20 protein-coding genes are annotated in these 26082 nt (G+C 71.2%); 19 read left to right on the plus strand and 1 reads right to left on the minus strand.

The genetic code is table 11. The features are described from left to right. The first annotated feature begins 121 nt into the window (after positions 1 to 121). The 10 genes from BFF76_RS16425 (at position 122) to BFF76_RS16470 (ending at position 13922) form a co-directional block, all read left to right on the plus strand. On the plus strand, positions 122 to 2320 hold the full coding sequence (locus BFF76_RS16425) for a bifunctional polysaccharide deacetylase/glycosyltransferase family 2 protein (protein ID WP_079122395.1): 2199 nt from the start codon (positions 122 to 124) through the stop codon (positions 2318 to 2320). Further along, positions 2317 to 3759 carry an acyltransferase family protein gene (locus BFF76_RS16430; RefSeq protein ID WP_244167288.1) on the plus strand — a complete coding sequence of 481 codons (1443 nt, stop codon included), beginning with the start codon at positions 2317 to 2319 and terminating at the stop codon, positions 3757 to 3759. The genes BFF76_RS16425 and BFF76_RS16430 overlap by 4 nt, the downstream gene beginning before the upstream one ends. A gap of 222 nt (positions 3760 to 3981) precedes the next feature. Continuing rightward, a complete protein-coding gene (locus BFF76_RS16435) occupies positions 3982 to 5313 on the plus strand; it encodes a nitrate/nitrite transporter (protein ID WP_065848493.1) in 1332 nt (443 codons plus the stop codon). A 131-nt stretch (positions 5314 to 5444) separates the two neighbouring features. Beyond that, positions 5445 to 6590, plus strand: coding sequence for a uroporphyrinogen-III synthase (locus BFF76_RS16440; RefSeq protein ID WP_053929409.1), 1146 nt, complete (start codon positions 5445 to 5447; stop codon positions 6588 to 6590). A 37-nt stretch (positions 6591 to 6627) separates the two neighbouring features. Further along, on the plus strand, positions 6628 to 7185 hold the full coding sequence (locus BFF76_RS16445; RefSeq protein ID WP_031100658.1) for a GNAT family N-acetyltransferase: 558 nt from the start codon (positions 6628 to 6630) through the stop codon (positions 7183 to 7185). A gap of 229 nt (positions 7186 to 7414) precedes the next feature. Continuing rightward, positions 7415 to 8002 carry a sigma-70 family RNA polymerase sigma factor gene (locus BFF76_RS16450; protein ID WP_078850808.1) on the plus strand — a complete coding sequence of 196 codons (588 nt, stop codon included), beginning with the start codon at positions 7415 to 7417 and terminating at the stop codon, positions 8000 to 8002. Continuing rightward, complete coding sequence (locus tag BFF76_RS16455; RefSeq protein ID WP_031100653.1) at positions 7999 to 8865, plus strand: anti-sigma factor family protein; 867 nt, start codon at positions 7999 to 8001, stop codon at positions 8863 to 8865. The genes BFF76_RS16450 and BFF76_RS16455 overlap by 4 nt, the downstream gene beginning before the upstream one ends. An 84-nt stretch (positions 8866 to 8949) precedes the next feature. Then, positions 8950 to 11319, plus strand: a complete 2370-nt coding sequence (locus BFF76_RS16460) for a HelD family protein (RefSeq protein WP_031100651.1) — start codon at positions 8950 to 8952, stop codon at positions 11317 to 11319. 486 nt (positions 11320 to 11805) lie between these two features. Beyond that, positions 11806 to 13239, plus strand: a complete 1434-nt coding sequence (locus BFF76_RS16465) for an NAD-dependent malic enzyme (RefSeq protein ID WP_053929410.1) — start codon at positions 11806 to 11808, stop codon at positions 13237 to 13239. A 401-nt stretch (positions 13240 to 13640) separates the two neighbouring features. After that, a complete protein-coding gene (locus tag BFF76_RS16470; protein WP_003968811.1) occupies positions 13641 to 13922 on the plus strand; it encodes an HU family DNA-binding protein in 282 nt (93 codons plus the stop codon). 393 nt (positions 13923 to 14315) lie between these two features. Here BFF76_RS16470 and murA read toward each other — a convergent pair whose 3' ends face one another. Next, positions 14316 to 15656 carry a UDP-N-acetylglucosamine 1-carboxyvinyltransferase gene (gene murA, locus BFF76_RS16475; RefSeq protein ID WP_053929411.1) on the minus strand — a complete coding sequence of 447 codons (1341 nt, stop codon included), beginning with the start codon at positions 15654 to 15656 and terminating at the stop codon, positions 14316 to 14318. Between the two features lie 297 nt (positions 15657 to 15953). Between murA and BFF76_RS16480 the strand changes: the two genes are divergently transcribed. From BFF76_RS16480 to BFF76_RS16520, 9 genes are all read left to right on the plus strand, one after another. Continuing rightward, on the plus strand, positions 15954 to 16568 hold the full coding sequence (locus BFF76_RS16480; RefSeq protein WP_065848494.1) for a YqgE/AlgH family protein: 615 nt from the start codon (positions 15954 to 15956) through the stop codon (positions 16566 to 16568). 30 nt (positions 16569 to 16598) lie between these two features. After that, on the plus strand, positions 16599 to 16901 hold the full coding sequence (locus BFF76_RS16485; RefSeq protein ID WP_042837321.1) for a DUF3039 domain-containing protein: 303 nt from the start codon (positions 16599 to 16601) through the stop codon (positions 16899 to 16901). Between the two features lie 288 nt (positions 16902 to 17189). Beyond that, a complete protein-coding gene (locus tag BFF76_RS16490) occupies positions 17190 to 18494 on the plus strand; it encodes an extracellular solute-binding protein (protein ID WP_031100089.1) in 1305 nt (434 codons plus the stop codon). A gap of 2 nt (positions 18495 to 18496) precedes the next feature. Next, positions 18497 to 19471 (plus strand): carbohydrate ABC transporter permease, encoded by a 975-nt coding sequence (locus BFF76_RS16495; protein WP_065848495.1) that lies wholly within the window; start codon positions 18497 to 18499, stop codon positions 19469 to 19471. Then, entirely contained in the window at positions 19468 to 20316 is an 849-nt protein-coding gene (locus BFF76_RS16500; RefSeq protein ID WP_031100093.1) for a carbohydrate ABC transporter permease, read from the plus strand. Before BFF76_RS16495 ends, BFF76_RS16500 begins: the two co-directional genes overlap by 4 nt. 1 nt (position 20317) lies before the next feature. Then, a complete protein-coding gene (locus tag BFF76_RS16505; RefSeq protein ID WP_065848496.1) occupies positions 20318 to 21958 on the plus strand; it encodes a beta-N-acetylhexosaminidase in 1641 nt (546 codons plus the stop codon). A 250-nt stretch (positions 21959 to 22208) separates the two neighbouring features. After that, entirely contained in the window at positions 22209 to 23105 is an 897-nt protein-coding gene (locus tag BFF76_RS16510) for an FAD binding domain-containing protein (protein ID WP_031100097.1), read from the plus strand. Continuing rightward, positions 23102 to 24721, plus strand: coding sequence for a (2Fe-2S)-binding protein (locus BFF76_RS16515; protein ID WP_065848497.1), 1620 nt, complete (start codon positions 23102 to 23104; stop codon positions 24719 to 24721). Before BFF76_RS16510 ends, BFF76_RS16515 begins: the two co-directional genes overlap by 4 nt. A 76-nt stretch (positions 24722 to 24797) precedes the next feature. Continuing rightward, on the plus strand, positions 24798 to 26082 hold a 1285-nt coding region (locus tag BFF76_RS16520), incomplete at its 3' end, for a xanthine dehydrogenase family protein molybdopterin-binding subunit (RefSeq protein ID WP_167359501.1).

A 26082-nucleotide genomic window follows, 5' to 3' on the forward strand; every position in this document is an offset into this window, starting at 1 on the left:
CGCACAGCCGGGCGACGAGCCGTCCCCGCCGGCCGACCCCGACCCGCCCGCCGGGGAGAGCCCGCCGGCGTCCCCGGACCCCTCGGAATCACCGGTGCAACCACAAGAAGGCGTTCAGTAGATGACAACCCCCGTTTCGCGGGGCAGGCACCACCGGAGGAAGAAGCGGACCGTACGGCGCAGACTTCCCATGCGTTATCTGCTGCCCTCGCTCCTTCTGGTGGCCCTGCTCGCCATGCTCATGCTGCGCGGATACGTGCACAGCGAGATCCTCGCCGACCACCGCATCCAGGCCCCCGCCGCCACCACCCAGGTTCCGGACGGGGTGCTCGAAGGCGGTCCGGTCATCGACGCCCGCACGGCGGGCGAGGACGCCGAAACGCTCCGGATACCCGATCACAAGATCGTTCTGACCTTCGACGACGGCCCCGACCCGGTCTGGACCCCGCGCGTCCTGGACGAGCTCAAGAAGCACGACGCGCACGGCGTCTTCTTCGTCACCGGCACCATGGCCTCGCGCCACCCGGACCTCGTGGAGCGAATGGTCGACGAGGGGCATGAGATCGGACTGCACACCTTCAACCACCCCGACCTCTCCTTCCAGTCCACCAGCCGCATCGACTGGGAGCTCTCCCAGAACCAGCTGGTGCTTGCGGGCGCGGCCGGCATCCGCACGTCCCTGTTCCGGCCTCCGTACTCCTCGTTCTCCGACGCCATGGACAACAAGTCCTGGCCGGTCACGCAGTACATCGGCAGCCGCGGCTACCTCACCGTGGTGAACAACACCGACAGTGAGGACTGGAAGCGCCCCGGTGTCGACGCGATCATCGAGCGCGCGACGCCCGAGCACGGCAAGGGCGCCATCATCCTGATGCACGACTCCGGAGGCGACCGGTCCCAGACCGTGGCCGCCCTCGGGAAGTTCCTGCCGCAGATGCAGGGGCGGGGCTACGACTTCACCAACCTGACCTCGGCGCTCGGCGCCCCCAGCGCGCACACCCCGGTCACCGGCTTCGCGCTCTGGAAGGGCAAGGCGTTCGTGGGGGCGGTGGAGATCTCCGAGCACGTCACCGGTGTCCTGGTGGTCGGCCTCGCCGTCATCGGCGTCCTGGTGATGGTCCGCTTCGGACTCATGCTGCTGCTCTCCTTCCTGCACGCCAGGAAGGTGCGACGCAGGGACTTCAGCTGGGGCGAGGAGTTCACCCGCCCGGTGTCGGTCCTCGTGCCCGCGTACAACGAGCGCGAGTGCATCGAGGCCACCGTGCGGTCGCTGGTGGCCAGCGACTACCCGATCGAGGTCATCGTCATCGACGACGGCTCGACGGACGGCACCGCCGACCTCGTCGAAGCGATGTGGATCCCGAACGTCCGGGTCGTGCGGCAGCGCAACGCCGGCAAGCCCGCCGCTCTCAACAACGGCATCAGGAACGCCCGTTACGACATCGTCGTGATGATGGACGGCGACACGGTCTTCGAACCGTCCACCGTGCGCGAGCTCGTGCAGCCGTTCGCCGACTCCCGGGTCGGAGCGGTCGCGGGCAACGCCAAGGTCGGCAACCGCGACTCGCTGATCGGCGCCTGGCAGCACATCGAGTACGTGATGGGCTTCAACCTCGACCGCAGGATGTACGACCTCCTGGGCTGCATGCCCACCATCCCCGGTGCGGTCGGCGCCTTCCGCCGGCACGCGCTGGACCGGATCGGCGGCATGAGCGAGGACACCCTCGCCGAGGACACCGACGTCACCATGGCGCTGCACCGCGACGGGTGGCGTGTCGTCTACGCCGAGAACGCCAGGGCCTGGACCGAGGCCCCGGAGTCCGTGCAGCAGCTGTGGTCGCAGCGCTACCGGTGGTCGTACGGCACGATGCAGGCCATCTGGAAGCACCGCCGCGCCGTCATCGAGCGGGGGCCCTCGGGCCGCTTCGGGCGCGTGGGACTGCCGTTCGTCGCACTGTTCATGGTCGTCGCCCCGCTGCTGGCGCCACTCATCGACGTGTTCCTGCTGTACGGACTCGTCTTCGGCCCGACGGGGAAGACGGTCGCGGCCTGGTTCGGGGTCCTGCTCGTGCAGGCGGTCTGCGCCGCGTACGCCTTCCGGCTCGACCGGGAGCGCATGACCCATCTGATCTCCCTGCCGCTCCAGCAGATCCTCTACCGGCAGCTGATGTACGTCGTGCTGCTCCAGTCCTGGATCACCGCTCTCACCGGTGGCCGGCTGCGCTGGCAGAAGCTGCGGCGCACGGGCGTGGTGGAGGCGCCGGGCGGCGCACCGAACCGCCGCAAGGACACGGACAAGGACAGGAGGCCGGTGGCGTGACCCGTCCCGACCGGCAGCAGTGGGACGGCGCCGGATACGACGACCGCACCCGGCCGTCGTCCGACGCCCCCTGGGTGCCCTCGCAGCAGAGCGGTGCCCACCCGGCGCACGCCGGCGCCGCGTACACCGCTCCGCCGCCCGCTCCGCACGCGCCCGCTCCGCACGCGCCCGCTCCGCACGCGCCCGCTCCGCACGCGCCCGCTCCGCACGCGCCCGCTCCGCACGCGCCCGCCCCGTACCCGACCGCCCCGGCGGCGTACCCGGAGCGGGCACCCGACGTCCCGGACACCACCGCCGAGGCCTCCGCGCCCCGCGCCAGGCCCGGACGCGACCGCTATCTCGACCTGCTCAGGGCCGTGGCGCTGGTCCGCGTCGTCGTCTTCCACCTCTTCGGCTGGGCCTGGCTGACGATCGTCTTCCCGTCCATGGGCGTGATGTTCGCCCTGGCCGGTTCGCTGATGGCCCGCTCGCTGGCCCGGCCGGCTGGAAGCGTCATCCGAGGCCGGCTGCGCAGGCTGTTCCCCCCGATGTGGGCGTTCTCGCTCGTCGTCGTGCCGGTGATGTTCGCGCTGAGCTGGAAGCCCGTCCGGGAGGAGGGGCTGTGGTGGTTCATCAAGCTCGGGAGCTATCTGTTCCCGCTCGGCTCACCCCCGTATCCCGAGGAGAGCGGCTTCGACGGCGGATGGCTGGAGCTGAGCTGGGCGGACCAGGCGGTGGGACCGCTCTGGTACATCCGGGCCTACCTCTGGTTCGTGCTCGCCTCGCCGCTGCTGCTCAAGGCGTTCCGCAGGCTGCCCTGGGTGACGCTGCTCGCCCCGGTCGCCCTCACCGCGGTGATCGGCACCGGCCTCGTGACCGTCCCCGGCACCTTCGGCGAGGGCCTCGTCGACTTCGCCGTGTTCGGTTCCTGCTGGATCCTGGGCTTCGCCCACAACGACGGGCTGCTGAAGGAGATCCCGCGCTACCTGGCGGTGTCGTCCGCCGCGATCGTCATGGGTTTCGGCCTCTGGTGGGCGTCCGGGCACCTCACCGAGGAGGGCTGGAACCTGGACGAGATCCCGCTGGCCCAGGCCACCTGGTCCCTCGGCTTCTGCGCGATCCTCCTCGTCTACGCCCCGTCCTGGCAGAAGCTCCCAGGCAGGCTCGCCGGGTGGGACAGCCTGGTCACGCTGGCCAACAACAGGGCCGTGACGATCTATCTGTGGCACAACCTGCTGTTCATGGCGGCAGCACACCTCGTGGACCAGCTCTGGTCCGTCCCGTGGTTCGGCGACACGTTCGGTACGTACATAGAGAAGTCCTACGAGGTGCTGATCCTGATCGCGATCTGGCCGCTGATCGGGCTCGCGATCCTGGCGTTCGGCTGGGTCGAGGACGTCGCCGCCAAACGCCGGCCGCGCCTGTGGCCGAACGGTGCCGGGCGGGCGCGCCGGGCCTGACCGGACGCGGGGGTGCGCCGGGCCCGGTCCACCGCACCCGCCCGACCTCGGTCCACCGCCCCCGCCGGGCCCGGTCCACCGCACCCGCCCGGGCCCGGCTCACCGCGTCCCCGGCGCCCGAGTGAGACCAAGGTTGCGCACCGGTCACCTCACGGCACCGCGCCGAAACGCGGACTCCCTAGGGTCATCAGAACAACACCCCGACCCCTGTGGAGGCGCGTGATGGCCGGTCGTTGGATCGAGCAGTGGGAGCCGGAGGACGAGACCTTCTGGCGAGAGACGGGCGAGAAGGTCGCCCGCAGGAACCTGTGGTTCTCCGTGCTCTCGGAGCACATCGGGTTCTCCATCTGGTCCCTGTGGTCCGTCATGGTCCTGTTCATGGGGCCGGAGTACGGCATCGACCCGGCCGGGAAGTTCTTCCTGATCTCCACGGCCACCCTCGTCGGCGCCGTCGTGCGGGTGCCGTACACCTTCGCGGTCGCACTGTTCGGCGGGCGCAACTGGACCATCTTCAGCGCCCTGTCGCTGCTGGTGCCGACCCTCGCCGCCTTCTGGGTGATGGAGCCGGGCACCTCGTACACCACGTTCCTCGTCGTAGCCGCGCTCACCGGCATAGGAGGCGGCAACTTCGCCTCGTCGATGACGAACATCAACGCCTTCTTCCCGCTGCGCAAGAAGGGCTGGGCGCTCGGCCTCAACGCCGGCGGCGGCAACATCGGCGTCCCGGTCGTCCAGCTCGTCGGCCTGCTGGTGATCGGCCTGGCCGGGGCCGCGCACCCGCGGATCGTGCTCGGGGTGTACGTCCCGCTGATCATCGTCGCCGCGCTCGCCGCCGCGTTCAGGATGGACAACCTCCGGCCCGTCCAGAACGACACGGGGGCGGCGCTCCAGGCCGTGCGCGAGCCGCACACCTGGATCATGTCGGTGCTCTACATCGGCACCTTCGGCTCGTTCATCGGCTACAGCTTCGCCTTCGGGCTCGTCCTGCAGACGCAGTTCGGCCGGACCCCGCTGCAGGCCGCCTCGCTCACCTTCATCGGCCCGCTGCTGGGCTCCCTGGTCCGGCCCGCGGGCGGCCTGCTCGCCGACCGGTTCGGCGGCGCCCGGATCACCCTGTGGAACTTCGCGGCCATGGCCGCGGCGACCGGTGTCGTCGTCTACGCCTCGGGCATCGAGTCGCTGGCGGTGTTCCTCGTCGGCTTCATCGCGCTGTTCGTGCTGACGGGGCTCGGCAACGGCTCCACGTTCAAGATGATCCCGGGCATCTTCCACGCGCAGGGCATCGCGAAGGGGCTGCGCGGCGAGGAGGCCGCGGCATACGGACGGCGGCTCTCCGGCGCGGCCATGGGACTCATCGGGGCGGTCGGGGCCCTGGGCGGTCTCGCGATCAACCTCGCGTTCCGCCAGTCCTTCGCGAGCTCGGGCACCGGGACGGCCGCCTTCTGGTGCTTCCTCGGCTTCTACGCCGTCTGCTTCGGCCTCACGTGGGCGGTATACCTTCGGCGCACCGAAGCGGTGGCCGCGAAGCCCCAGCTCAGCTATGCCGAGGTGTGAGGATGACCTCTGCGCGTCGCAGGACGTAACGGGCGGGAAATACAGGGGAACCGAGACTGTCACGCGGGGTTGACAGTCTCGGTCCTCCGCATCATCGAGCAACAGCGGGACGAGAGCCGGGTAATCACGCCATGCACGACGACGACGCACAGCACGGGCCCCTGGCGGGCTTCACGGTCGGTGTGACCGCAGCCCGTCGCGCCGAGGAGCTCGGGACGCTCCTCACCCGCCGGGGCGCCTCGGTACTCCACGCGCCCGCGCTGCGGATCGTGCCGCTCGCGGACGACAGCGAACTCCTGACCGCCACCAAGGAACTGATCGACGACGCACCCGACGTCGTGATCGCGACGACCGCCATCGGCTTCCGGGGCTGGGTGGAGGCCGCCGACGGGTGGGGCATCGGTGACGGGCTCCTCGAACTGCTGCGCGGCGTCGAGCTGCTCGCCCGTGGCCCCAAGGTCAAGGGGGCCATCCGGGCGGCCGGGCTCACCGAGGCGTGGTCGCCGCAGTCGGAGTCGATGGCCGAGGTCCTGGACCGGCTGCTCGGCGAGGGCGTCTCGGGCCGCCGGGTCGCCCTCCAGTTGCACGGCGAACCGCTCCCCGGCTTCGTGGAGTCGCTCCGGGCGGCGGGCGCCGAGGTCGTCGGCGTACCCGTCTACCGGTGGATGCCCCCTGAGGACATCGCGCCGCTCGACCGGATGCTCGACACCACCGTGGCCCGCGGCCTGGACGCCCTCACCTTCACCAGCGCTCCCGCCGCCGCCTCCTACCTGAACCGGGCGGAGGCCCGCGGCATGCTCCCGGAGGTGCTGGACGCCCTGAACCACGACGTTCTGACCGCCTGCGTCGGGCCGGTCACCGCCCTCCCGCTGCAGGCCAAGGGAATCGACACCGTCCAGCCAGAGCGCTTCCGGCTGGGCCCGCTGGTCCAGGTGCTCTGCGCCCAGCTGCCCGCCCGCGCCCGTACGCTCCCGGTCGCCGGCCACCTGGTCGGGATCAGGGGCCACGCCGTGCTGGTCGACGGCGCCCTGCGCCCGGTGCCCCCGGCCGGCATGGCCCTGCTGCACACGCTGGCCCGCAGGCCGGGCTGGGTGGTCTCCCGCGCCGACCTGCTGCGGGCACTGCCCGGCAGCGGTACCGACGAGCACGCGGTGGAGACGGCGATGGCGCGGCTGCGTTCGGCCCTGGGGGAGCCGCGGCTGATCCAGACGGTCGTCAAACGGGGTTACCGGCTGGCGCTTGACCCCTCGGCGGATACCAAGTACGACGGTTCCTGACGGGCCGATACAGGCCGATACGGGCTACGGTGCGGGGATGATCAACGACACCCATCCCCTGGCCGACGGGGTCCGGCTGAGGCCCGTGGCCCTCACGGACGCGGAGTCCTTCGCCGAGGCCCTGACCCGCAGCCGCGCCTACATGAGGCCCTGGGAGCCCGTGCGCCCCGAAGCCTTCTACACCCCCGAGGGCCAGGCCCAGCGCCTGACCGGGCTGCTCGCGGACCGGGACGCGGGGCGCGTCATGCCCTGGGCACTGGCCGACGACGAGGACCGGGTGGTGGGGGCGATGACGCTCGTCTGCATCGAGCGCGGGCCGTTCCGCAACGCCCGGCTCGGGTACTGGACCGACGTCGGCCGGGCGGGCAGGGGGCTGGCCACGGCCGCCGTCTCCCGGGTCTGCGAGCTGGCGCGGGACGAGCTCGGGCTGCACCGGATCGAAGCCGGGACGGTCGTGGACAACGCGGCCTCGCAGCGGGTCCTGGCGAAGTGCGGATTCGAGCTGTACGGCACGGCGCCGCGCTATCTCCACATCAACGGTGCGTGGCAGGACCACCGGATGTTCCAGCGCATCCTGCACGACGGCAGTCCCTGAGCACGGCCCTTGCCGGCGGCGGCGCCGGTGTCCGGCGAGACCTGCGGAAACCGGGAGCGGGTGACCCGGCGCCGGCGTCGCGTGAGGGCTGCGACGCCGTCGACGTACGTCACTCGCGGCCCCCAACCGTCGTCGGGGGAAAGAAAGTTGTCCGTCCCTTGAATGAACCCGACCCCGCGTCCGTACCGATGGCCACAGAGCTCGACAGGGTCTCGACCGGGAGGTTCGGGTGCGCAAGGATGCGGCCGTGGCCGATGACCGTCCGCACAGGGCTCGACATCGCGGTGCACCGCCCCGCCCTCCCTCAGGCGTCCCCGACGAGGAGCTGATGCGGGCGCTCTACCGCGAACACGCCGGGCCGCTCCTCGCCTACGTCCTCCGCCTCGTCGCGGGCGACCGCCAGAGGGCCGAGGACGTGGTGCAGGAGACGCTCATCCGTGCCTGGAAGAACGCCGGTTCGCTCAACCGGGCCACCGGCTCCGTCCGCCCCTGGCTGGTGACGGTCGCACGGCGCATCGTCATCGACGGCCACCGCAGCCGGCAGGCCCGGCCCCGCGAGGTCGATCCGTCGCCGCTGGAGGTCATCCCCGCGGAGGACGAGATCGACAAGGCGCTGTGGCTGATGACGCTCTCCGACGCCCTCGACGATTTGACCCCGGCCCACCGGGAAGCATTGGTCGAGACCTACTTCAGAGGCCGTACGGTCAACGAGGCGGCCGAGGTCCTCGGTATCCCCAGCGGGACCGTGCGGTCCCGGGTGTTCTACGCACTGCGTTCCATGAAGCTCGCACTCGAGGAGAGGGGGATCACGGCATGAGCGACCAGGAGTGGCAGCCCTTCGGCCCCCGCCCGGCCGGCCCCCGGCGCACCCCGGGCCCGCCCGTACCTCCGGACGACCTCTTCGCGTTCCCCGTGGAGGGCCCGGGACACGACGCGGCCGGCGCCTATGTGCTGGGCGTCCTCGACGACGCCGAGGCGAGCGCCTTCGAGGCCCATCTGGCCGGCTGTGCGCAGTGTGCCGCGCATCTCGACGAATTCGCCGGGATGGAACCCATGCTGGCGATGCTGGCGGAGGCACCGGCCGCAGACCCGGGCGCACGCCCCGTCCCGCACGTCCCGGAGCGCCCCGCGCCCCGGCTGCTGGAGGGGCTCGTCGACGAGGTCGCGCGGAAGCGGTCGGGGCGGCGGCGGCGCGCGCGGTATCTGGTCGCGGCGGCGGCGGTCCTCGTGATCGGCGGCCCGGTCGTCGCGGTCACCGCCGTGGCCGGTGAGGACCCCGGCCCGCGGGTCGAGGCGGCCGACCCGCATCCCACGAGCCCCGCCGAGGACGCCTTCTTCCACCACATGCCCGAGAAGAGGACGGCGACCGACCCCGTGACCCGGGTCGACGCCACGGTCGGCATGGAGGCGAAGGCATGGGGCACGCACACGGTCCTGGAACTGAAGAACGTCAAGGGTCCGCAGAAATGCAGCCTGATCGCCGTGTCGGGAACCGGTGACGAGGAGGTCGTCACCTCCTGGTCCGTGCCGGAATGGGGATACGGGATCGAGGATTCCTCCCACGCGGGCGCACAGAACCCCCTGTATGTGCACGGGGGCACCGCCATGGCACGTGGGGACATCGACCATTTCGAGGTCCGCACCTTCGACGGCGAGCGGCTGGTGGAGATCGACGCCTGATCGCAACCGGAGCGGCAGGTGCGCCGGGGGCTCCCTTTCACGTACGGTTGACGGCTGCTTGATGCACGTCAGAAGGGGGCCTCGGTGGCCGCGCAGGATGCCGCTGTCGATTCGTTGCGGGACCGGGAGATCGGTGTCGAACAAGAACATCTGGACCGGGTCTACCGCCGTCTCGAAGAGAAGATCGACGAGGCGGAATTTCTCATGCAGGACGCCAACAAGCGGGGCCAGGTAGGCACCCCCGGGGCACTCGCCGAACGGGATGCGCAGGTCTTCCGGGCCGGCGTACACCTCAACCGGCTGAACAGTGAGTTCGAGGACTTCCTCTTCGGGCGGATCGACCTGCTGCGCGGCAAGGACGGTGAACGCGGCCCGGACGGTGCCTTCACCTCCGTCCAGGCGGCCGACGACGCCGTGGGGGAGGACGGCACCGCCGAGATCGCGGAGATCCTCCACATCGGCCGTATCGGAGTGCTCGACTCCGACTACGCGCCGCTGGTCATCGACTGGAGGGCGCCCGCCGCCGCGCCCTTCTACCGCTCGACGCCCAAGGACCCGGGCCGGGTCGTGCGCCGTCGAGTCATCCGCTCCAAGGGCCGCAGGGTCCTCGGGGTCGAGGACGACCTGATGCGCCCGGAGCTGACCGCCCGGCTGAAGGGCGACGAGCTGCCCGTCATCGGCGACGGCGCCCTGATGGCAGCACTGGGCCAGGCCCGCAGCCACACGATGCGGGACATCGTCTCGTCGATCCAGGCCGAGCAGGACCTCGTGATCCGCGCCCCCGCGGCCTCCGTCACGGAGGTGTCCGGCGGCCCCGGTACCGGCAAGACGGCCGTGGCCCTGCACCGGGCCGCGTACCTCCTCTACCAGGACCGCCGGCGGTACGCGGGCGGCATCCTCGTCGTCTCGCCGACCCCCCTCCTGGTCGCGTACACCGAAGGAGTGCTGCCCTCGCTCGGCGAGGAGGGCCAGGTCGCGATCCGCGCGGTCGGCTCGCTGTCCGACGAGGCCGCCGGGGTGGAGGGGGCGACCACGTACGACGAGCCCGCCGTCGCCCGGATCAAGGGTTCGTCCCGGATGCTCCACGTGCTGCGCAAAGTGGCCCGCGGAGCGCTGGAGCAGCCGGCGCCCAGGCCCGCCGCACATGAAGGGCAGCTGGAGTTCAAAGAGGCCCCGGCCGAGGCGGGCACCCCGACCCGCCTGCGGGTGGTGGCCTTCGGCGCCCGCGTCGAGCTGGAGGCGGACGAGCTCCGGCGGATCCGGCACAACGTGCTCGGCGGCACGGCACCGGTCAACCTGCTGCGCCCGCGCGCCCGCAAACTGCTCCTGGACGCCCTGTGGAACAAGTCCTCGGGCCGGGGCCGCTACACCGACCCCGAGCTGGCCGCGGAGCTGCGTTCCTCGTTCGACGAGGACGTGTCGACCGAGACGCCGTTCCTCACCTTCCTGAACGCCTGGTGGCCGGAGCTCACCCCTCGCCGGGTGCTTGCCGCGATGTCCGACGAGCGGCGCCTGAACAGGTGGGCGCGCCGGATCCTCAACCAGGGCGAGGTGCGCCGCCTGGCCCGTTCGCTGCGGCGGCTGGACGAGGACGGCAAGGGCCCCCTCTCCGTCCACGACGTGGCGCTCCTGGACGAGCTGCAGACCCTGCTGGGCACCCCGGCCCGCCCGAAGAGGAAGCGGGAGGCCGATCCGCTGGACCAGCTCACGGGTCTGGAGGAGCTGATGCCGCAGCGTGAGGAGACGCAGCGCGAGCGGGCCGAGCGGCTGGCGGCGGAGCGCACCGAGTACGCCCACGTCATCGTCGACGAGGCGCAGGACCTGACGCCGATGCAGTGGCGGATGGTCGGCCGCCGGGGCAGACACGCCACCTGGACGATCGTCGGAGACGCGGCACAGTCTTCCTGGTCCGACCCGGACGAGGCGTCCGCCGCCCGTGACGAGGCGCTCGGCAACCGGCCGCGGCGTCACTTCACCCTCACCGTGAACTACCGCAACCCGGCGGAGATCGCCGAGCTCGCGTCCAAGGTGCTGGCGCTCGCCATGCCGGGGATGGAGTCCCCGAAGGCGGTCCGCTCGACGGGTGTCGAGCCCCGCTTCGAGACGGTGCGGGGCGGGGACCTCGCCTCGACCGTCCGGGAGGAGGCCCGCAGGCTGCTCGCGGAGGTGGACGGCACCGTCGGTGTGGTCGTCGCCATGCACCGCCGAGCCGAGGCGCGCGCCTGGCTGGAGGATCTCGGCGAGCGGGTCGTGGCGCTGGGCAGCCTGGAGGCGAAGGGCCTGGAGTACGACGCCACGGTGGTGGTCTCACCTGCGGAGATCGCTGACGAGTCCCCGGCAGGGCTGCGGGTGCTGTATGTGGCACTCACCCGTGCGACGCAGCAGCTCACCGTTATCTCCGGGGAGCGCGACATGCCGGACGAGAAGGGTGTCCCGGACCTGCTGAGGGACTGAGAGGGGCGCGGCCGGCGCCCGGGTGCGGGGGCCACTTCCGCTGTGTACGGGCGGCCTTTCCGAGTCAACACGTCGCACGGGAATCACTTTTCCGGGGTCTTTGTTAGCCTGGTGTCGGCACCGGCTCGATCCAAGCCCCCGGGCCCAACCTTCGTCGCTACGAGCGACCACTTGCCGCGAGGCGAGCATGGCGGGCCGGTGTCACCTGACTCGCAGAAGACAGACCCGCGTCACCTGATGGTGGCGCGGGTCTGTTCGTGTTCACGGGGTGCCCGCGGTGCGGGAGGGGCACCACAGGCACCGCGGTCTCGGCAGCCGATCGGGGTTTACGCAGAACACCTGCTTCTCGTATGGTGGAAAAAAGTTTCCGAAAGATGGCACTCATTACCTGCTACCGGCCGGTAGGTGCGACGATCGGAACGCACGTACGGGGCCCGGCCCCATCTGCGTGCGGCAACGAAGCTCAGGAAAGCGAAGGACTCGGCCATGGCAACGGCGCCCAGCGTCTCGTACTCGATGACGGTCAGGCTGGAGGTGCCCGCGAGCGGCACAGCGGTCTCCCAGCTGACCACGGCCGTGGAGTCCTCCGGAGGCTCGGTCACCGGCCTCGACGTGACCGCTTCCGGCCACGAGAAGCTCCGGATCGACGTCACGATCGCGGCTTCCTCGACCTCGCACGCGGACGAGATCGTCGAAGGCCTGCGTGACATCGACGGTGTCGTCCTGGGCAAGGTCTCGGACCGTACGTTCCTGATGCACCTCGGCGGCAAGATCGAGATGGCGTCGAAGCACCCCATCCGCAACCGTGACGACCTGTCGATGATCTACACCCCGGGTGTGGCGCGGGTCTGCATGGCGATCGCAGAGAACCCGGAGGACGCGCGTCGTCTGACGATCAAGCGGAACTCCGTCGCCGTGGTCACGGACGGCTCCGCGGTGCTCGGGCTCGGCAACATCGGCCCGATGGCGTCGCTCCCCGTGATGGAGGGCAAGGCGGCCCTCTTCAAGCGTTTCGCGGGGATCGACGCCTGGCCGATCTGCCTGGACACGCAGGACACGGACGAGATCGTCTCGATCGTCAAGGCGATCGCCCCCGGCTTCGCCGGGATCAACCTGGAGGACATCTCCGCGCCGCGCTGCTTCGAGATCGAGGCACGGCTGCGCGAAGCCCTGGACATCCCGGTCTTCCACGACGACCAGCACGGCACCGCGATCGTGGTCCTGGCGGCGCTGACGAACGCGCTGCGCGTGGTGGGCAAGTCGATCGGTGACGTACGGGTCGTCATGTCCGGTGCCGGTGCCGCCGGTACGGCCATCCTGAAGCTGCTGATCGCGGCGGGCGTCAAGCACACGGTCGTCGCGGACATCCACGGTGTGGTGCACGCGGGCCGTGCGGACCTGGTGGACGCCACCCCGGACTCGCCGCTGCGCTGGATCGCCGACAACACCAACCCCGAGGGTGTCACCGGGACCCTGAAGGAGGCCGTGACCGGCTCCGACGTCTTCATCGGGGTGTCCGCCCCCAACGTCCTGGACGGCGCCGACGTGGCGGCCATGGCGGAGGGTGCGATCGTGTTCGCGCTCGCGAACCCGGACCCCGAGGTGGACCCGGCGATCGCCCGTGAGACGGCGGCGGTCGTCGCCACGGGGCGCTCGGACTTCCCGAACCAGATCAACAACGTGCTGGTCTTCCCGGGTGTCTTCCGCGGCCTGCTGGACGCCCAGTCCCGCACGGTCAACACCGAGATGATGCTGGCCGCCGCGCGCGCCCTCGCCGACGTCGTCGCGGAGGACGAGGTGAACGCGAACTACATCATCCCGTCGGTCTTCAACGACAAGGTCGCGGGCGCCGTCGCCGGCGCCGTACGGGAGGCCGCGAAGGCCGCCGGAATCGCCGAGGCGGCCGCCGGCCCCGCATAGGGCCGTACCCCGGACGGCCCCGTTCGCACGCCGTTCGCGGGGCCGGCCACGACTCCCGCGGACGGTGCCGTAGCTCACGTCCGGACGGCCCGTCCGGCGCGTCGCGGGTCACAGCGTCCCAAACGCCCCTTTAGGGTGGGCGGGCAGCGAGACCCACCGGCCCGGCATCCGCTGCGGACCGCTCCAGGAAGTCGACGGAACGTCATCACGGGCATGTGGTGGTGCTTTTCGTGTGACGCAGAGGGGTTCCGGATTGGCGTTAGCGCCGCAGGTGGGGGCAGGATGCGTATTCGGGCGCGAGGGTCTGACATCAGACCCGGGTCCGGGGACTGTCAGAGGGCCCTGGCAGCATCGGCTTCGATCTCACGCCTCACAGGCAAGAAGAACACGGGAGTACAAACATGAACCGCAGTGAGCTGGTGGCCGCCCTGGCCGACCGTGCCGAGGTGACCCGCAAGGACGCCGACGCCGTTCTGGCCGCGCTCGCCGAGACCGTCGGCGAGATCGTCGCCAAGGGCGACGAGAAGGTCACCATTCCCGGCTTCCTGACCTTCGAGCGCACCCACCGTGCCGCTCGCACCGCTCGTAACCCGCAGACCGGCGACCCGATCAACATCCCGGCCGGCTACAGCGTGAAGGTCTCCGCGGGCTCGAAGCTCAAGGAAGCCGCCAAGGGCAAGTAAGGCCCAGAGGCATCAAGAAGGGCGGCCGTCCCGACCGGGACGGCCGCCCTTCGGCATGCCCGGGACCACATCCGGGAGTCCCCGCCCCCGCGCACATCACCCTTGCGGGCGCTGTGAGGTGCCCTGCGGCGCCCCGGCACCCTGGGTGGTCCCGATGGGAGGCTTCCGCCCCGTTCGGCTCTGTACGGGCGTTCTGCGGCGCTCGCGCGCGTGCCGGTGCCGGAACGCGGCGCGCGCGTGCCGGAACCGGCGCCCACGAGCGTTCCGGGGCAGGGAACGCGAAAGTCCGCCGCCCCGGTCCCTCGCGGGGCCGGGGCGGCGGACTGTGGTGCGCGGGTGCGCAATGCTGTGTGCGGCAGCACTGTGCGTACGCCGGAGTGCACCGGCGGAGCGTCAGACGAGCGAGCCGCCGGGGAGTTCGACCTTGGCGCCGAGCTTCTCCAGCTTGTCCATGAAGTTCTCGTAGCCGCGGTTGATCAGGTCGATGCCGTGCACCCGGGACGTGCCCTGGGCCGCCAGGGCGGCGATCAGGTACGAGAAACCGCCGCGCAGGTCGGGGATGACCAGATCCGCGCCCTGGAGCTTCGTGGGCCCGGACACGACCGCCGAGTGGAGGAAGTTCCGCTGCCCGAAGCGGCAGTCGGAGCCCCCGAGGCACTCGCGGTAGAGCTGGATGTGAGCACCCATCTGGTTGAGCGCCGAGGTGAAGCCGAGCCGGGACTCGTACACCGTCTCGTGGACGATCGACAGGCCGGCGGCCTGCGTCAGGGCCACGACGAGCGGCTGCTGCCAGTCGGTCTGGAAGCCGGGGTGCACGTCCGTCTCCAGCGCGATGGCCTTCAGCGGGCCGCCCGGGTGCCAGAAGCGGATGCCCTCGTCGTCGATCTCGAAGGCGCCTCCGACCCGGCGGAAGGTGTTGAGGAACGTCATCATCGAGCGCTGCTGGGCGCCGCGCACGTAGATGTTGCCCTCGGTCGCCAGGGCCGCGGACGCCCAGGAGGCGGCCTCCAGACGGTCCGGGATCGCCCGGTGGGTGTAACCGTCGAGCCTGTCGACACCGGTGATCCGGATGGTCCGGTCGGTGTCCATGGAGATGATCGCGCCCATCTTCTGCAGTACGCAGATGAGGTCCTCGATCTCCGGCTCGACGGCCGCGTTGGACAGCTCGGTGACGCCCTCGGCGAGGACGGCGGTCAGCAGCACCTGCTCGGTGGAGCCCACCGACGGGTACGGCAGCCGGATCTTCGTGCCCCGCAGCCGCTGCGGGGCCTCCAGGTACTGGCCGTCCGCCCGCTTCTCGATGGTCGCGCCGAACTGGCGGAGCACCTCGAAGTGGAAGTCGATCGGCCGTCCGCCGATGTCGCAGCCGCCGAGGCCCGGGATGAAGGCGTGGCCGAGGCGGTGCAGCAGCGGGCCGCAGAAGAGGATCGGGATGCGCGACGAGCCCGCGTGGGCGTCGATGTCGGCGACGTTCGCGCTCTCGACGTGCGAGGGGTCGAGGATGAGTTCGCCCGGCTCGTCGCCGGGGCGGACGGTCACGCCGTGCAGCTGCAGCAGTCCCCGGACCACCCGCACATCGCGGATGTCGGGCACGTTGCGGAGCCGGCTGGGCCCGCTGCCCAGCAGCGCGGCGACCATTGCCTTCGGCACCAGGTTCTTGGCGCCTCGGACGCGGATCTCGCCCTCCAGCGGGGTTCCGCCGTGGACAAGCAGGACATCGTCTGTGCCGGTCATGAATCTCGCGTTCCGGAGTGGTCGGGCAGGGGGCCATCAAAAGGGTAATGGCCTCCGGCCCTCCTTCAGTAAGGCGCCGGGGGGTGTACGGACGTCGCCGATCCGTCACACCACGTTCTGCTCCCCGGGCCTTGCGGAGGGTCACCGTCCGTACGGGGCGTCCGGCCGCCCCGTACTCCCGTGCCCCGCGGGGGCCCGTGCGGTGTGCGTACGGCCTGAGCTGCGGACCGGCGCCGGGCGGGACCGGGCGGGCCACTTGTGCCCCGCGGAGAGCGAAGATGCGGGATCATCTCTGCCATGACGGAGGTGTCCTCGCTCACAGGGCGGCTGCTCGTGGCCGCGCCGGCCCTGGCGGACCCGAATTTCGACCGTGCGGTGGTGCTGCTCCTCGACCACGACGAGGAGGGCTCGCTCGGCGTGGTCCTGAACCGGCCGACCCCCGTCGGCGTCGGAGACATCCTGGCGTCCTGGGCCGGCCTCGCCGGTGAGCCGGACGTGGTCTTCCAGGGCGGCCCGGTGTCACTCGACTCGGCGCTGGGCGTGGCGGTGATCCCCGGGGACGAGGGGCTGTCCCAGGGCTCCCGCCCGGACGCGGGAGCCCCCGCCCCGGGCACCGGAGCCCCCATCGGCTGGCGCCGGGTGCACGGGGCGATCTGCCTGGTGGACCTGGACACGCCGCCGGAACTGCTGGCGGCGGCCCTCGGTTCGCTGCGGATCTTCGCCGGATACGCGGGCTGGGGCCCCGGTCAGCTGGAGACGGAGCTGGCGGACGGCGCCTGGTACGTCGTCGAGTCGGAGCCCGGCGACGTCTCGTCGCCGCGCCCGGAGAACCTCTGGCGCGCCGTTCTGCGGCGGCAGCGCAGCGAACTGGCGATGATCGCCACGTATCCGGACGACCCTTCGCTGAACTGATGCTCGGAGCTTTCAGTACGCTTGGCAGTTATGAGCACTCTTGAGCCCGAACGCGGGGCAGGTACGGGGACCCTCGTGGAGCCGACGCCACAGGTGTCGAACGGCGACGGTGACCACGAGCGCTACGCCCATTACGTCCAGAAGGACAAGATCATGGCGAGTGCCCTGGAGGGCACTCCCGTGGTGGCACTGTGCGGCAAGGTCTGGGTGCCGGGGCGCGACCCCAAGAAGTACCCGGTCTGCCCCATGTGCAAGGAGATCTACGAGTCCATGGGCGCCGGCGGCGACAAGGACAAGGGCAAGGGCGGCAAGGACAACAGCGGCAAGAAGTAGCCCACCCGGCCTCTTATCCCTTTTTTCCGTACGGATCCCTGACCCCGGCCTCCGGAGCGCGCGGCGACGCGTGCCCCGGGGGCCGTTCGCGTGTCCGGATGCCTGGGCACGCGACGCGGCGGAGGCGTCCGGGTGACGCGGGGCGTGCGTTGCACGGGCTGCACCACGTGGTCACAGAGTGGTTGAGACCACTTGTCGGCGTGCTGAGGCGCCCTTAGTCTCCTGCCAGTTGTGCAGAACGAAACGCACGTTGCATGGAATGCAACGACTGACCGGTAGGGGTCCCGGATGAAGCTTTCTGCCCGAATTGCCGCTCCGGCTGCGGCTCTTGTGCTGGCCGGCCTCACCGCCACCGCCTGCGCGCCGCAGACCTCCGACACCAGCGCCGAGGGCGACGAGAAGACGGGGACGCTGCGCGTCTGGCTCTTCCAGGAGGTCGGCAACAAGCCCAAGGAGAAGGTCGTCGACGCCGCGGTCGCCGACTTCGAGAAGTCCCACGAGGGGGCCGAGGTCGAGGTCGAGTACATACCCGTCGACACCCGTGCCCAGCGCATCAAGGCCGCCTTCAACGACCCGGACAGCGCCCCCGACCTCATCGAGTACGGCAACACCGACACCGCCGGATACGTGAAGGACGGCGGACTGGCCGATGTCAGCAAGGAGTTCGCCGCCTGGGACGAGGCCAAGGACACCGACCCGACCGCCAGGCAGTCCGTGACGGTGAACGGCCAGGTGTACGGCGCTCCGCTCTTCGTCGGCGTACGGGCGCTGTACTACCGCACCGACGTCTTCGAGGACCTCGGGATCGAGCCCCCGAAGTCCCAGGACGAGCTGATCTCCACCGCGAAGAAGATCCACCAGGAGAAGCCGGACCTGTACGGCCTCGCGGTGGGCGGCGCGTACACCTACGGCGCGATGCCCTTCATCTGGGCACACGGCGGCGAACTGGCCGACGAGACCGGCGTGAGCTACGCGTCGGCCATCAACAGCGAGAAGGCCCGGAAGGGCATCGAGGCCTACACCTCGCTCTTCGGGGACGACAACTGCCCGGCGGCCAAGTGCGCGGCCATGGGCGGCAACGCGACCGTCACCGCCTTCGCGTCCGGCAAGGCGGCCATGGCGATCGGCGGCGACTTCAGCCACGCCGCGGTCGAGGCGGGCGCCGTGAAGGGCAAGTACGCCGTCGTGCCGCTGCCCGGGGTGAAGCAGGGCTCGATCGCCCCGGCGTTCGCCGGCGGCAACAACATAGGTGTGCTCAAGAGCAGTTCGCACCGCACCCTCGCGGTCGACCTGATGAAGTCACTGACCGGCAAGAAGACGCAGGCGAAGATGTTCGACGCGATGGGCTTCCTGCCGACCTACACGGACGTGCGGGCCACGGTCGCGAAGCAGCAGCCGTTCGTCGGGCCGTTCGTCGACACGCTCGGCGCAGGCGCCAAGTTCGTCCCCGCCTCCCCGGCCTGGGGCCAGATCGACGCTTCGCTGGTCCTGCCGACGATGTTCCAGGAGATCGTCAGCGGCCGTAAGGACGTGGCGGCCGCCTCGGACGACGCGGCGAAGAAGATGGACGCGGCGTTCGCCGACGCGGGCTGACGATGACCGCGAACACCGCACTGCGCAAGGTCCCCGCCCGGGCGCCCGGGGCGGGCGGGGCACCTGCCCGCACGCCCCGGCGCCGCCCGGCCTCACCCACGCGGCGCTCCGGCTGGACCCCCTGGCTCTACCTGCTGCCCGCGCTCGTCCTGCTCGGCGGACTCCTCGTCTACCCGATCTACCAACTGGGCCTGATCTCCTTCCTGGAGTACACCCAGGCCCAGGTCAGCGGCGGCGAACCGACCACCTTCCAGGGCTTCGGCAACTACGCCACGCTCTTCGGCGACAGCCAGTTCTGGCAGGTGCTCCTGGCGACCGTGGTCTTCGCCACGGCCTGCGTGCTCGCCACCCTGATCGTCGGATGCGCCCTGGCCGTCCTGCTGACCCGCATCCGGGCACTGCCCCGGCTCGCGCTCATGATGGCCGCGCTGGGCGCCTGGGCAACCCCGGCGATCACCGGCTCGACCGTCTGGGTGTTCCTCTTCGACCCGGACTTCGGCCCGGTCAACAAGGTGCTGGGACTCGGCGACTTCTCCTGGACGTACGGCCGCTACAGCGCCTTCGCCCTGGTGCTCCTCGAAGTGCTCTGGTGCTCGTTCCCGTTCGTGATGGTGACCGTGTACGCGGGCATCCGCGCGATCCCTTCCGAGGTGCTGGAGGCGGCCTCGCTGGACGGTGCCTCGCAGTGGCGGATCTGGCGGTCGGTCATGGCGCCGATGCTGCGGCCGATCCTGATCGTCGTCACCATCCAGTCGGTCATCTGGGACTTCAAGGTCTTCACCCAGATCTACGTCATGACCAACGGCGGTGGCATCGCCGGCCAGAACCTGGTGCTCAACGTGTACGCCTACCAGAAGGCGTTCGCGTCCTCGCAGTACAGCCTCGGATCGGCGATCGGCGTCGTGATGCTGGTGATCCTGCTGGCCGTGACGCTGGTCTATCTGCGCCTGGTGCGCCGCCAGGGGGAGGAACTGTGACCGCACGTGCGCTTCTGCGCGTCCGCAGGCCGGGGAGGCTGGCGGCGGAGGCCGCCGCCCTCGTCATCGCCGCCGCGGTCGCCTTCCCGCTCTACTGGATGGTGCTCTCCGCCTTCAAGCCGGCGGGCGAGATCCAGTCGACCGAGGCCCGGCCCTGGACCCTGGCCCCGTCCCTCGACTCGTTCCGCCGCGTCTTCGAACAGCAGGAATTCGGCCGCTACTTCCTCAACAGCCTGATCGTCGCCGGTACGGTCGTCATAGCCTCCGCGCTGATCGCCTTCCTCGCGGCGACGGCCGTGACCCGGTTCCGCTTCAAGTTCCGCACGACCCTGCTGATCATGTTCCTCGTGGCGCAGATGGTGCCGGTCGAGGCGCTGACCATCCCGCTGTTCTTCCTGATGCGGGACTTCGGCCAGCTCAACACGCTGGGATCACTGATCCTGCCGCACCTCGCCTTCTCGCTGCCGTTCGCGATCTGGATGCTGCGCGGATTCGTCAAGGCCGTCCCGGACGCCCTGGAGGAGGCCGCCTACATCGACGGGGCGAGCCGTACCCGCTTCCTGTGGCAGATCCTCTTCCCGCTCGTCTTCCCCGGGCTCGTGGCGACCAGCGTCTTCTCCTTCATTTCGACCTGGAACGACTTCCTGTTCGCGAAATCGTTCATCATCAGCGACACCTCCCAGTCGACGCTCCCCATGGCGCTGCTGGTCTTCTTCAAGCCCGACGAGAACGACTGGGGAGGGATCATGGCCGCCTCGACGGTGATGACCATTCCCGTGCTGGTCTTCTTCGTCCTCGTACAACGGCGGCTGGTCTCCGGACTCGGCGGAGCCGTGAAGGACTGACATGGACAACCTGATTCCGGCGCCGGTACGCGCCGGCGGAGACGACGGCCGCGGATTCCTCCTCGACGGTGCCACCACCCTCACCGCGGGACCCGGGACCGGGGGCACCGAACGCTGGCTGCGCACCACGCTCGGGGCCGCCTTCGGTCTGCCGCTCGCCCCGGCCCCCACGGACGCGGCGGGCAGCGCGAACACCGTCGAGCTGCGCGTCGACGCCTCGCTGGAGCCCGAGGGCTACCGGCTGGAGGTGGAGCCCGTCAGGGGCGTACGGATCACCGGTGGAAGCGCGGCAGGGGTGTTCTGGGGGGCGCAGACCCTCCGGCAGCTCCTGGGCCCCGAGGCGTTCCGCCGCGCACCGGTGAGCCCCGGTGCCGAAAGGCGCGTTCCCCTCGCGGAGATCGAGGACGGTCCGCGCTTCGGCTGGCGCGGCCTGATGCTCGACGTGGCACGGCACTTCACGCCCAAGGACGGCGTGCTGCGCATGCTCGACCTGCTCGCCGCACACAAACTGAACGTCTTCCACTTCCACCTCACCGACGACCAGGGGTGGCGCGTGGAGATCAAGCGCCACCCCCGGCTCACGGAGGTTGGCGCCTGGCGCGCACGCACCAAGTACGGCCACCGGGCATCCGAACTCTGGGACGGGACTCCGCACGGCGGCTTCTACACGCAGGACGACATCCGCGAAATCGTCGCGTACGCCGCCGAACGGCATATCCGCGTCGTCCCCGAGATCGACATCCCGGGCCACTCGCAGGCAGCCATCAGCGCGTATCCGGAACTGGGCAACACCGATGTCATCGACACCTCCGCGCTTTCCGTGTGGGACACCTGGGGCATCAACCCGAACGTACTCGCACCCACTGACAACACCCTGCGCTTCTTCGAGGGCGTCTTCGAGGAACTGCTCGAGCTGTTCCCGGCGGAGACGTCGCCGTTCATCCACGTCGGCGGCGACGAATGCCTCAAGGACCAGTGGAGGCAGTCGCCGACGGCACAGGCGCGCATGAGCGAACTCGGCCTGACGGACGAGGACGAACTCCAGTCCTGGTTCATCCGCCACTTCGACCGCTGGCTCGCCGACCACGGTCGCCGCCTCATCGGCTGGGACGAGATCCTGGAGGGCGGACTCGCCGAAGGCGCCGCCGTGTCCTCGTGGCGGGGGTACGCGGGCGGGATCGCCGCGGCGGAGGCGGGGCACGACGTGGTGATGTGCCCGGAGCAGCAGGTCTATCTGGACCACCGTCAGGACGGCGGCCCCGAGGAGCCCATGCCCATCGGGTACGTCCGGACCCTGGAGGACGTCTACCGCTTCGAGCCCGTGCCCCCCGGCCTCTCCGAGGAGGCGGCCCGCCACATCATGGGCATCCAGGCCAACGTCTGGACGGAGGTCATGCAGAACCGGGACCGCGTCGACTACCAGGTGTTCCCGAGGCTCGCCGCCTTCGCCGAGGTCGCGTGGTCACCACTGCCGGCCCCCGGTGAGCGGGACTTCGCCGGGTTCGAGCGCAGGATGAACACCCACTACGCCCGCCTCGACGCCCTGGGTGTCGGCTACCGGCCGCCCGCGGGACCGCAGCCGTGGCAGCGCCGGCCCGGCGTCCTGGGTCGCCCGATCGAGGGACCGCCCCCGACCGTGTGACCGCCGCCCCACACCCGGCCAGGGGAAACGGGGCAAGTCGTGCGAATTCCCTGAAGAGTGGCAATTCGCGTGCAGGGCAGAAAAGCCGCCAAAGAGCGGTATATCCCCTGCCCGGGGAAGGAAACGCCCTTCGTGGACCCTCGCGTCGGACAGCCCGGAAGATGTGCCAGAGTTGCCACGTCCCGGCCGTGAGCACGTACCGTACGGCGGACAGGCGGGACTGCCGGGACACCGGGAAGGGGCAGCTGGGTTGACCACGCACGCACCGCAGGCGATGCAGTCGGTGACGCTCCCGGCCTCGCTCGACGAGGCCGTGGCGGCTCTCGGCGCCATGCCTGCCGCCGTCCCCGTGGCGGGCGGCACGGACCTCATGTCGGCCGTCAACAAGGGATTGCTGCGCCCGGCAGGGCTGGTCGGCCTCGGCCGGATCAGCGAGCTGCGCGGCTGGCACTACCAGGACGGCCACGCCCTGCTCGGGGCCGGTCTCACGCACGCGCGCATGGGGCGGCCCGACTTCGCCGCGCTCATCCCCGCGCTGGCGGCCTCCGCGCGCGCCGCGGGCCCGCCCCAGATCCGTAACGCCGGGACGCTCGGGGGCAACATCGCCACCGCCGCCCCGACCGGCGACACCCTGCCGGTCCTGGCCGCCCTGGAGGCCGAGCTGGTCATCGTGGGGGCCGGCGGCTCCCGCCGTGAGATCCCCGTGTCGCACCTGCTCGCGGGCCGCGAGATGCTCGAGCCCGCCGAGCTGATCGGCTTCGTCCGCGTCCCGCTGCTGCACGCCCCCCAGGTCTTCCTCAAGGCGACCGGCCGCACCGGTCCCGGCCGCGCGACCGCATCCGTCGCCATCGTCCTGGACCCGGCCCGGCGCGGGGTGCGCTGCGCGGTCGGCGCGATCGCCCCGATGCCCCTGCGGCCGCTGGAGGCCGAACGCTGGATCGCCTCCCTGATCGACTGGGACGGCGAACGCGGCCTGGCCCCGGACGCGCTGGCAGCCTTCGGCGAGTACGTCGCCGCGGCCTGCATCCCGGACCAGGAACCACCGGAAGACGGGGGAGAGGCACCCCCGCTGTCGCCCGCCGTCCTGCACCTGCGGCGCACCGTCGCCGCGCTCGCCCGACGCGCGCTGGGGAGGGCACTGTCGTGAGCAATGAAGAGAACCCCGAGCAGTGGCACGGTCAGTCCGACCCGTACGCCGGCTGGGAGCCGACCCCGCAGGGCGGTGAGTACGACGCCGAGGCGACCGCCTTCGTGCACCTGGCCCCGGAGGACCTCGCCGGCCTCGGGAACGACCCGCTGGCCGCCCCCGGCCACGGCTACGTCCCGCCGATGATCCTGCCGCTGACCCCGGCCGCCGGGCTCGACCCCGCGGCGACGGGCAGCTGGGTCGTGCAGACGCAGAGCCAGCAGGAGCGGGCGGCCGACGACTCCACGAGCACCGAGGCCGCGCCGGACGCGGTGCACTGGCCCGACCCGAACCAGCCCCTGGATCCCTACCAGCAGCCGTACCCGGACACGTCGCAGTACGCGCAGACGTCGTCCACGACGGCCCAGTGGAACTTCACCGAGGCCGTCCCCGCCGAGCCCGAACCGACTCCCGAGCCCGCCGGTCACACCGGTGAGTGGACGATCCCGGTGACGGACGGCGACCTCCCGGAGGAGTCCGGCGAGTTCGCGGCGTCGGCGATGGCCTCCCAGTGGTACGCGGACATGCCACCGGCCACGCTGCCGGGCGGGGCTCCCGCGCCGTGGGCGACGCAGGCGCAGACGCAGGCTCCCGAGCCCGAAGCCGCCGTGGAGGAAGCTTTTTCGGGGCCCCCGGAGCCCGTGGAAGCCATCGAAGGACCCGAAGAGACTGAGGCGGCCCCGGAGGCCGCTGAGGCCATTGGTGAGGCCATTGGTGACACCGTCGCCCAGCCGGAAGAGCTCCCGGAGGCACCGCCGGCCGAGGCCCCGGAGGCCGAAGCCCTGACGACAGCGGCCGAGGTCCCCGAAAGCGAGGCCGGAACCGAGGCCGGAACCGAAGCCGGACCCGGAACCGAAGCCGGCCCCGGATACGAGCACGAGCACGGGCCCGTGGAGGCCACGGAGTTCACGGAGCCCACAGCGCACACGGAGTTCACGGAGCCCATGGAGGGGTCCGCTGCCCCCGCCCTCTCCGGCGGCCCCAGCGAGCACCCGTCCGTCGCGTACGTCCTCCACGTCAACGGCGTGGACCGCCCGGTCAGCGACGCCTGGATCGGCGAGTCGCTCCTGTACGTGCTCCGGGAGCGCCTCGGTCTCGCCGGCGCCAAGGACGGCTGCTCGCAGGGCGAGTGCGGTGCCTGCAACGTCCAGGTCGACGGCCGCCTCGTGGCCTCCTGCCTGGTGCCCGCCGCGACGACGGCGGGCAGCGAGGTCCGCACCGTCGAGGGCCTCGCCGTGGACGGTGAACCGTCCGACGTCCAGCGTGCCCTGGCCGAGTGCGGGGCCGTCCAGTGCGGCTTCTGCATCCCCGGCATGGCGATGACGGTCCACGACCTCCTGGAGGGCAACCACGCCCCGAGCGAGCTGGAGACCAGGCAGGCCCTGTGCGGCAACCTCTGCCGGTGTTCCGGCTACCGGGGTGTGCTCGACGCCGTACGGGACGTCGTCGCGGGCCGGGAGGCGATCGCGGAGGCGGGAGCCACCGCACCGGACGACGCCGAACCGCGCATCCCGCACCAGGCCCCGCCCGGCGAGGGCAGTGCCCAGTCACCCGAGCACGAGGGAGACGTCCGGTGAACACCGCGTCGTCCCCCGCACCACCGGTCATCCCCACCACCAGCCGCCACAGCGGAGCGAACGACAAGGAGGCGGCGTGACCAGCGACGCAGCCACCGCGACCAGCACCACGCGCGCGACACCGCCGCCCGAGGGCCCCGACCCGGGCCAGGAGCCGCCCGCGCTCGGCCTTGGCACCTCGCTGCCGCCCGCCGACGCCCGTGCCAAGACCGAGGGCACCTTCCCGTACGCGGCGGACCTCTGGGCCGAGGGCCTGCTGTGGGCCGCGGTGCTGCGTTCCCCGCACCCGCACGCGCGCATCCTGTCGATCGACACGGCGGCCGCCGCCGGCATGCCGGGTGTCCATGCGGTCGTCACGCACGAGGACATCCCCGGGGACGGCTCGTACGGCCGCCGGGTCGTCGACCGTCCCGTCTTCGCCTCCGAACTCGTGCGCCACCACGGCGAGGCGATCGCCGCCGTCGCCGCGGACCATCCCGACACCGCACGGCTGGCCGCCGCCGCGATCGCCGTCGAGTACGAGGTCCTCGAACCGGTCACGGACCCCGAGAAGGCCTTCGCCGCCGAACCCCTGCACCCCGACGGCAACCTCATCCGCCACATCCCGCTGCGCTACGGCGACCCGGACACCGTGGGCGAGGTCATCGTCGAGGGCCTGTACCGCATCGGCCGCCAGGACCCCGCCCCGATCGGAGCCGAGGCCGGCCTCGCCGTGCCCCGCCCGGACGGCGGCGTCGAGCTCTACACGGCGTCCACCGACCCGCACACCGACCGCGATCTGGCAGCCGCCTGCTTCGGCCTCGACCCCGAGCGGGTCAAGATCGTCGTGACCGGTGTCCCCGGAGCGACCGGAGACCGTGAGGACCCCGGCTTCCAGATCCCGCTGGGCCTCCTCGCCCTGCGCACCGGCTGCCCCGTCAAGCTGGCCGCCACCCGCGAGGAGTCCTTCCTCGGGCACGCCCACCGCCACCCGACCCTGCTGCGCTACCGCCACCACGCGGATGCCGAAGGACGGCTGGTCAAGGTCGAGGCGCAGATCCTCCTCGACGCGGGCGCGTACGCCGACTCCTCGTCCGAATCCCTGGCCGCCGCCGTCGCCTTCGCCTGCGGGCCGTACGTCGTCCCGCACGCCTTCATCGAGGGCTGGGCGGTCCGTACGAACAACCCGCCCTCCGGCCATGTGCGGGGCGAGGGCGCGATGCAGGTCTGCGCGGCCTACGAGGGCCAGATGGACAAGCTGGCCGCGAAGCTCGGCATCGACCCCGTCGACCTGCGTCTGCGCAACGCGCTCTCCACGGGCGACATCCTCCCCACCAGCCAGACGGTGACCTGCCCCGCCCCAGTCGCCGAACTCCTCGGCG

The organism is Streptomyces mutomycini, assembly GCF_001700505.1.
Taxonomy (GTDB): Bacteria; Actinomycetota; Actinomycetes; order Streptomycetales; family Streptomycetaceae; genus Streptomyces; species Streptomyces mutomycini.